The organism is Shewanella woodyi ATCC 51908 (genome assembly GCF_000019525.1).
GTDB lineage: Bacteria > Pseudomonadota > Gammaproteobacteria > Enterobacterales > Shewanellaceae > Shewanella > Shewanella woodyi.
Genome location: NC_010506.1, coordinates 4,896,898 through 4,908,145 on the forward strand (window position 1 = coordinate 4,896,898; position 11,248 = coordinate 4,908,145).

7 protein-coding genes are annotated in these 11,248 nt (G+C 44.0%); 2 read left to right on the top strand and 5 right to left on the bottom strand.

All coding sequences use genetic code 11. From position 1 onward, the window contains the following. Positions 1–216 precede the first annotated feature (216 nt). From SWOO_RS20655 to SWOO_RS20675, 5 genes are read right to left on the bottom strand one after another with little or no spacing between them, the layout of a single operon-like run. On the bottom strand, positions 217–1,017 hold the full coding sequence (locus tag SWOO_RS20655) for an aspartate/glutamate racemase family protein (protein ID WP_012326611.1): 801 nt from the start codon (positions 1,015–1,017) through the stop codon (positions 217–219). Then, positions 1,010–2,686, bottom strand: a complete 1,677-nt coding sequence (locus SWOO_RS20660; protein ID WP_012326612.1) for a hydantoinase B/oxoprolinase family protein — start codon at positions 2,684–2,686, stop codon at positions 1,010–1,012. The genes SWOO_RS20655 and SWOO_RS20660 overlap by 8 nt, the downstream gene beginning before the upstream one ends. After that, positions 2,679–4,814: a hydantoinase/oxoprolinase family protein gene (locus SWOO_RS20665; RefSeq protein ID WP_012326613.1), complete on the bottom strand. Its 2,136-nt coding sequence runs from the start codon at positions 4,812–4,814 to the stop codon at positions 2,679–2,681. Before SWOO_RS20665 ends, SWOO_RS20660 begins: the two co-directional genes overlap by 8 nt. After that, positions 4,811–5,305: a GAF domain-containing protein gene (locus tag SWOO_RS20670; protein WP_012326614.1), complete on the bottom strand. Its 495-nt coding sequence runs from the start codon at positions 5,303–5,305 to the stop codon at positions 4,811–4,813. The genes SWOO_RS20665 and SWOO_RS20670 overlap by 4 nt, the downstream gene beginning before the upstream one ends. Positions 5,306–5,307: 2 nt before the next feature. Continuing rightward, complete coding sequence (locus SWOO_RS20675; protein ID WP_195742824.1) at positions 5,308–7,467, bottom strand: TonB-dependent receptor; 2,160 nt, start codon at positions 7,465–7,467, stop codon at positions 5,308–5,310. 245 nt (positions 7,468–7,712) lie between these two features. On the opposite strand from SWOO_RS20675, the gene SWOO_RS20680 reads away from it, so the two are divergent. Continuing rightward, positions 7,713–10,403 carry a LuxR C-terminal-related transcriptional regulator gene (locus tag SWOO_RS20680; RefSeq protein ID WP_012326616.1) on the top strand — a complete coding sequence of 897 codons (2,691 nt, stop codon included), beginning with the start codon at positions 7,713–7,715 and terminating at the stop codon, positions 10,401–10,403. 115 nt (positions 10,404–10,518) lie between these two features. Further along, positions 10,519–11,247 (top strand): PH domain-containing protein, encoded by a 729-nt coding sequence (locus SWOO_RS20685; RefSeq protein ID WP_012326617.1) that lies wholly within the window; start codon positions 10,519–10,521, stop codon positions 11,245–11,247. Position 11,248: the final 1 nt, after the last annotated feature.

The following is an 11,248-nucleotide window of genomic DNA, read 5'->3' on the forward strand; positions in this document are numbered from 1 at the left end:
GGTACCTAAAGGGTTAAATTATTCTTGTTCTGCTAAACATGCTAACAGAGAAAAACATTATCCCCTAAAAGTGGCTCTAAAGATGCTCTTAAAAAAGCCCCAAGATAATAGTAGAGACAGGTGTAGGGTGTCCTGTACCTCCTAATCAGGGGCTGAGTTAATATAATATTTAGATATCAATGTCACTCAATAGTTAACACCTCCCTGTGTTAACAGCTAACTTATCAAAAAACGGTTTCCTATCGACTCTGTTAGGCTGTGCAACCCAAATTTAAGCATCTCACTCTCAGAAGGCGGCTCACAACTCCACTTATTACTCGGAGCTAAATGAAAAGCCTGCTTCATTGATGCCAGCATCTCAGCCTGTTTTAGCGCTGCGATTAGCGGATCGATGACAGGAACGCCTAACTCCTGCTGTACTTTTTCATACAGGCCAAAGTTACAGGTACAGCCTAAAATTAACGCCTCTGCATGATCTTCCTCTATCGCCAATCTTCCTGCCTCAATAATACGATCAGTTGTCACTTGAGTATCACACTGCAATGAGTTCGCACTCATATCAATTGAGCGCATAGAAGCTAAATATCCCCCATACCCGTAGCGTTCAGCCCTCTCTGTCATCTGCTCAATCCACTTTACCTGACCCACAATCACTGAGAACTTATTGGCAATATTCGCTGCAACTTGCATACTCGCCTGACAGGGAGCGACGACCAAAGTGTTTTGGCAGATCTCGCGACAATCCTCCAAAGCCAGATCGTAAAAACAACCAATCACCATGGCATCGACGCCATTCACATCTCCCTCCTTAGCAACTTTTACCACATCCCCTATTACGAGCGATTCATAAAAACGGTACTCCAAGTTATCCATCTTGGCTTCTGATTGAAGCGAGACAACTTCAACCTCGGTACCTGCATTTGCAACCTGCTTTAATGCCATTCCCATAGGTTCATCATAATGAGGTTGAGCAATAGGGTTGAGCCAGCGAATGCGAATTTTACTTTGGTTATTCATAACTTCCTCCATGAGTTGCATCGAATCCATACTTAGCTTTGGCATACTCAAGGCTGACATAGCCATTATTTATATCATCCACTAACGCCGCTGTTTTACGCTTTTTCGGATCCCCAAAGCCTGCCCCATTTGCCGTAATGACACGCACAATATCATCTGTATCAAGGGTTACTTCAGATGCCATCGCATGCACCTCAATCTCGCCATTGGTGCGGATAACCTCAACTCGGTTGACACTACCATCCTCACCTTTATTGAGCCCCCACGGAGCTATTTTATTACGTGTGTACGCACAGGTAAGGAAGCTATTATCGGAGCGAATAACATAGTCAATCACCACACCTTTGCCACCTCGATACTCACCCGCTCCAGCATCTTCATCATTCAACGCGACTTGTCCTACGGTCACGCCGTAGCGGGTTTCGGCAATTTCTGCCGGGCAGTTAAACGTATCGCCATGCATGGCGCAAAACATAGCATTAGCACCATCAAAGCCATCTCCGGCTCCCCAACCACCAATTTCGGGCTCAATGATGGAGTAGTGTTGTCCTGTATCTGGGTGCTTTCCTCCCATAATGGTGGCGCAAATTGAAGAGAAGTTACCACTGGGCAGAGTGTCGGTGACTTTTTCTGCCAAGCAACGCCAGATAAGATCATTAAGGCGGATCATGGTTTCAAAGTAGATCCCACAAGGCCCTGGGGCTTGCACATCATAAATAGAGCCTGAGCGAGTTTTGACGTCCAACACTCTGAAACAGCCCCCATTCGCAAGCTGCCGGTCACCAATCAAGCCCATTAGCGCCATCTGACACGCCAACATGGTGCCATCTTTAGAGAGGTTAATAGGCAGAGGGCTCTGAATAGGCGCTTGAGTTAAATCGATAACCAATTTGCTTCCTGATACCTCGATAGCAACAGATAGATGGCTGCCATCGTCTTGAGCTTCATCTATCTCATACTTGCCATCAGGTAGTGCCTTAATGGCTTTCTCTGCCATGGCTTGACCCAATTCAAGATAACTCTCCACCGCATGGACATAACTGGAACGACCATATTTATTAACCAGACTCAGGATTCGTTTGCCCCCTAATCTCAATGCCGATATCTGTGCCCATAGGTCACCCTTTAGAAATTCCGGCATTCTAGAGTTTGCAGTGAGCATATCAAACACCGAAAGTATCGGTTCATCATTGACGAACAACTTAACGGCGGGAATACGGATCCCCTCTTGATAGATCTCAGTCGCATCCACAGACATTGAGCCTGGAGATTTACCGGAAACATCATTCCAATGGGCAATATTCACCGCCCACGCTAGGAGCTCCCCCTCCATAAATACAGGCTTAATCAGCACCACATCATTGAGATGGGTTACGCCGCCATAGTAAGGATCGTTAGTGATAAATATATCGCCATCATTGATACCTTCAGGCTTGAACTTGTTGATAATGGCTTTAACAGACTTGTCCAGCGCCCCCACAAAAGCAGGAATTCCAGCGCCTGCACTCGCTAACTCTCCTTTGGGATCTGTGATCGCCGTCGCCATATCTAATACTTCATAGATAATCGGACTCATTGCCGTCTTGGCTATGGTGTAGAACATCTCATCACTGATTGATCGTAATGAATTTTGAATAATTTCCAGTGTAATGGGGTCGTCATTAAACATGTTCACCTCCCTTATTCTTTAGCAGCTCAACAATCACATTGCTGTATTCATCAAGAAACACGGTTTGATCAGGATGAATGACAATCGTAGTGCCTGTTTGCTCGATAATCGCAGGGCCGGAAAATGCCATCATCGGCTCCAGCAGATCACCGTCATATATTACCGAGGTATGCACGCCATCTTCGGCAAAGTCGACTTCACGCTCCCCTTTGATGGTTTCAGCAATCAAACGTCCGCTTTGCTGCTGTTTAGCTAACTTCACTTTGCCAACGTCCGCTTTGCCAACAAGATGCAATCCGACCAGCTCTATCTCATTATCTAGGTTGTAGGTGTACTCCTGTTTATAGAGTTGCTGAAAAGACTCCCTGACTTGATCGATAGAACTCTCATTAAGTATCAATGGCAAAGGCACCTCAATAGAGTGCTCCTGATTCTCATACCTAAATCTGCCGAAGAACTGAAATCGAGTATCTTTTGATGTGAAATTTTCACTAATAAACTCATCCGATAGCTCTTGGTACAGCTGCGCCATCTGCTCATTAATAAATACTAAGGTTTGATGTTCCCACGGACTTAAGTAGGTTAGTAATCTGTCTCTGCGAATATCAGACATCATCATCCCCCAAGCGGAGAATACTGCGGCTGTTGCGGGGATAATCAATCTCTTAATACCTAGCTCTGCCGCCAGTGCTGCTGCATGCATGGCGCCACCGCCGCCAAATGCAACCATAGTAAAGTCTCGTGGATCATGGCCTCGATTGACCGAAACCAGCTTTAACGCATTTACCATATTGTTATTGGCAATCCGCACGATCCCCCGTGCCACATCTTGAGTTGAGATACCCATTGGTGCGGCAATCTTCTCTAAAGAGGTTTGAACACTGGCCATATCCGCTTTTAATTCACCGCCACAGAAGAACTCAGGATTAATACGGCCCAAAGCCAGATTGGCATCTGTGGTCGTTGGTGCTGTGCCGCCTTTGCCATAAGCAACGGGACCAGGATAAGCCCCTGCACTTTGAGGACCCACATGAAGTTTATTAAAATCATCAACCCAAGCGATTGAACCACCACCATTACCAATTTCAACCAGATCAACCACAGGTACCATAATCGGATACCCCGCGCTGAGATGACTTTTTTCGATGTAATAGTCTGAGGTAATTTTAACCTCGCCATCACTAATTAGTGCGCACTTGGCCGTGGTGCCACCAATATCTAACGCAATGATATTGGGCTCATTGATTATTTTACCTAGTTCGGCAGCACCCCATATACCACTGGCGGGACCAGACTCCACCATAGTGATCGGAACCTGCTTAGCTGATTTTAAGGTATCTACACCGCAGTTAGACTGCATGACATAGAGCTGACCGGAGAAATCCTTCTCCTGTAAACCGTGATGCAAACGGCTTAAATAACGCGAAGCGATAGGTTGCACATAAGCAGACAGAACCGTGGTACTCGTCCTTTCATATTCACGCCACTCTCGGGATATTTGATGGGAGCAGATAACCTCCAACTTATCCGTCAAAGCATTAATAGCGTTTGAAAGGAGAGTTTCATGTTGTGGATTCTTGTAGGCGTTCAATAAACAGATTGCCACAGCTTCAACGCCCTTATCCTCCAACTCCCTTATGATATTTGCCAAAGGGAGTAACTCTAATGCCTGAGTTACCTCGCCGTGATAATTAACTCTTTCATTAATCTCAAACCGCAAATGCCGCGGTACATAAGCTGGTGGTTTTTGGTAGTTAAGATTAAAGAAGTCAGGTCTGTTTCCTCGACCAATCTCCAGAACATCCCTGAAGCCTTGAGTGGTTATTAGCGCAGTTTTGGCGCCCTTCCTTTCAGTTAAGGCATTAATAACAACAGTAGTACCATGAGCCATCACATCTATCTGTTTGGCATCCACCTGTGCTTTGTCCATGACATTCAACACCCCCTGTTCAAAGTTGGGAGGAGTGGTATCTGATTTTGCCGTTTTAAGCTGCTGCCTTCCTGTTTTAGGATCCTCACTTAAGTACACAAGGTCAGTAAAGGTACCGCCCACATCTGTCGTCACGAAGACCTTATCTTTTACCCTACCTTCCTTCATGATATTTTCCTCCTTAATCACTGCTTTCATAAAGAACTCTCCTGTAACACTGGCAATGAGAAGGCGATAACAAACCAGGGATACAGCGCCTCAAACTGTTCTAGGTCGCAATCTAGATAGGAGTTTTCACTTGAGAGAATATTAACTGTTCCAATCACTTTTCCCTCAACAATGACGGGCCAATTAATCACAGCACCTAAGCCCATGGATGAGATAAGCTGATGATCAAAAAACACTTCAGATAATGCTTTCTCAGTATTCGCGATAAAGGCTTCACCTTGTTCAAGAACCTGTTTACTCCAGTCATTAATCTCTATCTGTTTATACCCCCCAATAGGATACTGCTTAGGGGCAGAGCTATAGATCCGCTTAGCTTGTCCCCCCAGATGATCGATCTCTGTCAGCGTAAATAGTCTGATGGAGTAGCCCTTAGCCAGCTCATTATTAAGCACTTCAAAGAAGAGATCTGCAGATACTTTTCTCAAGGAGTTAACTAAGGCACGTTGTAAAAAAGGCATCATAATTACTCCATATTCCAGCGCAGCTCGATACCAAAGGTTCGCTCTTGAGCTGGGTGAGCAAAGCCACCTAATACCCATTCAGCAAGGTACTCTTCGTTACCTAGGTTTTTCGCCCAAAGGTTCACACTCCAATCACCTTCATCACGGTTAAAGCCCAACCGTGCATTGACTAAATTAATGGCATCACGGGCACTGGTATTAGAGGGATCCCAATACTGCTCACCTCTTTGCTCCCAATCTAGTGTTAAAGTCGATAACCAACCACTAAAGAGTTCAGCATGGAACTGAGCACCTAAATTAACCGTATACTCAGGTACGTAAGGGGCCTTATTTCCCACATCCGCAGGATTTAAGCTGTAAGCTTTAATTTCACTATCTGTAATACCAAATGAACCATAAAGGTCGATGTTGTCATGTAGCTCGGTCTTAAAATCAAATTCACCACCAATCAGGGATACCTCATCGATATTGGTCAATACCTGTGCCCCCAATGAACCAACAAAAACAAAATAGTGTTGGTTATCGATACTGGTATTAAAAAGTGATGCATTAAAACGGGTAGATATATCTGGGTAGAGCCCCTTAATGCCTAGCTCAAAGTTACTGGACTCCTCCGCTTTATAGAGATCGCTTACTCCAGATAACCCAGCCGATGCAGCTAAGTCGCCCACACCACTTTGGTTAAAGCCACCACTTCTGAACCCTTCAGAGAAGTTGGCATAGAGGCTTAAGTTAGGTAAACCTGTGTAGACGTAGGAGACTTTAGGTTGGAACTTGCTGAAGGTCTCTTCGCGAACCTCACCTGAGTTCGAGTCAAAACTAACTGGAGCACGATTGGTTTGCTCTCGAGTATCCGAATCATAACGCCCCGATATGCTTAATTCTTGAGTATCTGTCAGGTCATAATTGAGTTGTGCAAATACCGCATAGGATTGGTTATCGTTACTGTCAGCTAAAAAAACGGTCGCTGGACTAATGTCATCATTCAGCGGTGGTGTCTTTTCAACTCTTGGGATCCCTTTGCCCAGATCTAAACCGTTAAAAGATGAAATAAAGCGATCAGTTTGCAGATAATAGAGACCCGCAATCCAACGTAGGTCACTGTCATCATCAGAGGTAAATCTCAACTCAGCACTTTGAGAGCTAGTATCTAAATATTGCGTTTGTACCCCATCAAATACATTTGGACCAAAAGGTGATGTGGCCGAAGTATTACGGCTATAGGGGAACTGGTCACCGGATAGAAACTCAGTCAGCTCATCAGCTGAGAGGATAAGACCTGCCGTCACATCTGAGATATTCCAATCAAGCTTTAAAGAAGCCGAAGTGATTTGACGATCATTTTCACCGAGATTATTCGCCTCAATATTTAGACTGGCATCATTAGCATCATTAATTCCAAAGAGTGGCTGATAGATATAGTTAACCGCCCCTCCCTCAGTCTCTCCCCTCGCAATTCTTAGGTCGGCAGAAAAATCATCATTTGGCTGCCAGATAAATCGACCTCGAATGTTTTTATCTTGTTGAAAATCGACCTTTTCATTCAGGTAAACATTATCAATCAAACCATCAAAATCTTTATAGGAAGCCGTTATGCGATAGTTTAAAGTATCTGTCATAGGCCCACTTATCGCGCCAGACAAGGCTTTCAACCCCCCATTACCTAAATCTAGTTCAGCATAACCCGTTAACTCATCCGTTGGCGCTTTCGTGGTGATATTGATCGCACCACCGATGGCATTTCGCCCATAAAGTGCACCTTGCGGCCCCTTTAAGATCTCTATTTGCGCTATGTCATAAAGATCCTGATTGAATTGATTAGGGCTGATTTGCAATACCCCATCAACCGATATGGCAACAGGTGACTCACCATTTCGAACCTGAGTCAGTCCTCTTATGGTGATAAAACTAGTTCCAGCATTCTGAGCTTCAACCATGGTCATGTTCGGCGTCAGCGAGATAAAATCTGCTGCACGCTCAATCCCTAGATCTTCAATATCCTGCTCGCCAAATACAGTGATAGCCATTGGTACTTCTTGTATATTCTCTTTACGCTGCCTAGAGGTGACCTCAATCACCTCCATCTCACTCTCTTGCAGTTCGCTCTCTTCAGCTTGCAGTGAAAAACTCACCAAAAGCAGGTTACTTATTGTCGCTGTCACGCATGCTCCAGCTGTTATAACTCTTGAAAATATGCTCATCTCTCCCCCTATTACTCTGCTTTAATCTTGTTCAAATGTGACTAAAGTGTTGCAATCCGCTAAGGTTTGTTCAATGAACACAAGGGGTAGTTAATCAGACACAAAGTGGAAACCTACCCTATTGGGTAGTTCTTAATGGGTAAGTGTGTTTCAAAGGTTTTTTAGTATTTAATAGATCTGACAATAATGAGAAAAGGGACCTAGCTTTGCCAAAAAAACCAACGCCAAGCTTTCTGCTACAAAAATTCAAGCCACCTCAGCAACAGGTAAAACTGTCACAGAGAACCCGGCTACTGAAGCTGCTTAGCCAAGCAGAAGCAAAGAGCTTGATCACGGCTGTCAGCCCAGCAGGTTATGGCAAATCAACCTTGCTCTCTCAATATGTAGAGATGCTGAACCAGCAAGGTAATGCTCAGGTGATCTGGATTGCTATCGACCCATCTGACAATGAGCCTAATAAGTTTTTCAACATTTTCTCTCATGCATTGGTTCACCACAATATCGCCGATAAACAGCTAATAAACCGATCAAATAGCATCTCGGCTAATACAGATTACGACTCTTTTTTTATCGATATTGTGGGTATTCTTCATGAGGTTAAGCACCCTATTTATCTCTTTATTGACGATTTTCATTTTCTGTCTGATAAGGTGATCTTGCATTTTTTCAATCAAATTTTGCAGTATGCTCCTCAACAACTTCAGCTGATCATTTCCAGCCGGATCCAACCCAGATTAGAGATAGCTAACCTCTTGGCCAGTGGGCAGATGCAGATGCTTCAGCCGGAACATTTTAAACTCAGTATTGATGAAGCTTTTCAGCTCTACTCAGATCAATTTAGCCAAAGTGAAATCACCGCTTTTCATGATAAGACAGAGGGGTGGGTCGTTGCTATGCAGCTTATAGCCATCTTTCATCAGCAGCACCCAGAACTGGCTTTGACCAGCCTGCTCAACCAATCAATCGATATTCTCGACCTCTATATGTCAGAGCAGATCTACCACAAGCTTGATGCCAATGTTCAGCACTTTCTACTGCATACTTCACTGCTGGATAGGTTTGACCCTCTTATTGCCAATTATGTCTGTGAGATAGATAACTCAACCCAATTAATGTCACAGATCATCCCCTTTAGCTCTTTAGTTATCCCCATCGACAGCCAACAAGGCTTTTTTCGCTATCACCATCTATTTGCTGATTTTTTGAAACAGAGACTATTACAGGAGGTGGGAGAGCAAACATGCAGAGAACTAAGATGCAAAGCAGCTAAATATTACGCCAATAATGACTACTTTGAAGAAGCTGTTAACCAATATATTCGCGCTAACCATATTGAATCGGCTATTGCACTTATAGCGTCAGCGGGGGGATGGGAGCTAATTTTAACACGAGGAATTGGCTATGTAGAATCACTCTTAAGTCAGTTTAATCGCACCCAGATCACCAACTCGCCAACTCTCGGTCTCATTCAATGCTACCTATATTTGAAACTGGGTGAGGTGAATCAAGCGTCAAACTCCTATGAGCTCGCCTACACCCTTTTCAAGGAGTACCAACAGCAAGATAAACCCAGCTCAAGCCGGTCTCGCGATTTTAGTATTATCAAGATGCTTATCGATCTCTATCTAGACAGAGGTACCGACAATCGGCTGATTAATACATTAACCGAACTGCTCGAAACTCTTGAAGAGAGTGACCATTTAGGTCGTGGGGTGGTTTTGGCAGGCCTTGGGCTTATTCATAACCAACTAGGACGATTTGAAGAGGCGCATTCTGCAGCCTTGACCAGCCACCAACAGATGCAACTGGCTAATTGTTGGGTAGGGATTAATTATAATATCTTCCATCAAGGACAAAGCCTTGCTTACCGTGGAAGGCTAAACGAAGCACTTGAGCTGTTTAAACGTGCGAGTAAAATGGCAAAAGAGCACCTTGGTTTAGATAGTGGGCTACAATCCATGGCAAGCTGTCTCAAAGCCGATATCCACTACCAAGTCTACCAGATAGAGAAGGCTGAGGAGTTGCTCGCCAGTGGCATTAAGGTATTAGAAAGTAAAGACTGTTGGCATGATATTTATGCGGTAAGCTTCAAGTTAGCCATCAATATTGCCATTGCTCGTGATGATCACAACCTATGCCAACATTACTTACAAAGGGGTTATCTGGTCGCCCAAATAAGGCAGTTAGAGAGACTTGAAAAACTCCTTGATGTACTTAGCCTAAAGGTCACAGATAAGTTTTGTCATCTAGACAAATTTAACCAACTAAACAGTCAGATAATTCGTGAAAACTATTGGGAAACTCCTCAACCTATGTGGTTTGTGATAAGCGAGTATTACTATGTCATCGCTAACCACTATTTATCACGTAATATGAGTAATCAAGCACTCAGTTATAGCCAGAAACTCAGCCTACTAGCCCTAGAGAACAACCAAAAAATCGATCAAGTTAAAGCCTTGGGCATTCAATGCTTATCCCAGTTTTCAACCGGTAATGAGAAAAAAGCATTTAGATTAGTGACTCAGATGTTAGAACTTGCCAGCCAAGTTGGTTGTAAACAGGTGTTTTTTGAGCTTCCTAATCACATTGAAGCCCTATTACTTAAGCTGAACCTTCATAGCGACGAAAACCAACTTAGTAGTGAGGGAAACAGGCTACTTACTTGGTTAATCTCAGAGCTAAAAAAGTCACATCAAGCTCAAAATAACCCTTGGCACCTCTCCTCACGAGAACAACAGATCTGCCCACTACTCTCTCAAGGTTTCACCAATAAACAGATCAGCACCACCTTGGGGATCTCTGAAAACACAGTAAAGTTTCATCTTAAAAATCTCTTTCAAAAATTAGGAGTCATTAACCGTCAACAAGCCGTACTCGCATTAGCGACACCTAAATAGCCCCCTCTTTAACATCTGGTAATTTTATTTAATTGTAGGCAAATATGTCTCCCCCTAGAGATACAACACTGCTTGCTGATATAGTCGTTCACATAATAAAAAATGGAAACTGATTATGTCTGAGCCAGTTAACTCGAAGGTAGAAGCAAGCGAACAGCCACTTCATCACCTTGAAGCTGAGAGCCATGCCTGCAGCAACATAGTTCATGAGCCACTCCCTCCTGCCCAGTGGCTTGGTTTTGATCAAACTCCATTGACCTTAGTTGAGAGCCGCTACTATACCCAAGTGTTAATCGAAACTTCAGTTGCCGCACTCCTGTTTATCACTCTGCTCACTAGTTTCCTTATTATTGGTGCTGAGATGCCACTGCATATCATAGCTATCATTGTTCCGGCTCTGGTGTTAATCGCAGCAACAATAACTTGGCTTAGAGTCTCCCATGCTAAATCCATCGCTTATGGTGTATGCGAACATGAACTCCTTATGCAGAAAGGGATTATCTGGTTTAAACGTATCTCACTTCCCTATACACGCCTACAACATATCTCCCTCTCTCAAGGGCCTATAGAGCGTAAATTTAATTTAAGAACATTAAAATGTTTCAGTGCTGGCAGTGGCAGTGCCGAGATTGAGCTGCCAGGACTCGAGAGCAAGGCTGCTGAAAAGCTCAGGCAGCATCTTCTCACTATGGCGAGTAGAGCTTCGCAAAAAGGTATCGCGGAAGCAGAGAGCGCAGCTCCATTGCAACAAACTCCCGAGGTTGAAGCTCTAAGCCTCGAAGAGATCACTACAGATACCCAAGTAGACAGTGATAACCAAGTTGAAAACGATGCAAAGCGCTAAT

What these genes read in the sequence shown, in the direction of transcription:
- SWOO_RS20655 (WP_012326611.1), bottom strand. Translation starts at nt 1,017, where the DNA reads ATGAATAACCAAAGTAAAATTCGCATTCGCTGGCTCAACCCTATTGCT.
- SWOO_RS20660 (WP_012326612.1), bottom strand. Translation starts at nt 2,686, where the DNA reads ATGTTTAATGACGACCCCATTACACTGGAAATTATTCAAAATTCATTA.
- SWOO_RS20665 (WP_012326613.1), bottom strand. Translation starts at nt 4,814, where the DNA reads ATGAAAGCAGTGATTAAGGAGGAAAATATCATGAAGGAAGGTAGGGTA.
- SWOO_RS20670 (WP_012326614.1), bottom strand. Translation starts at nt 5,305, where the DNA reads ATGATGCCTTTTTTACAACGTGCCTTAGTTAACTCCTTGAGAAAAGTA.
- SWOO_RS20685 (WP_012326617.1), top strand. Translation starts at nt 10,519, where the DNA reads ATGTCTGAGCCAGTTAACTCGAAGGTAGAAGCAAGCGAACAGCCACTT.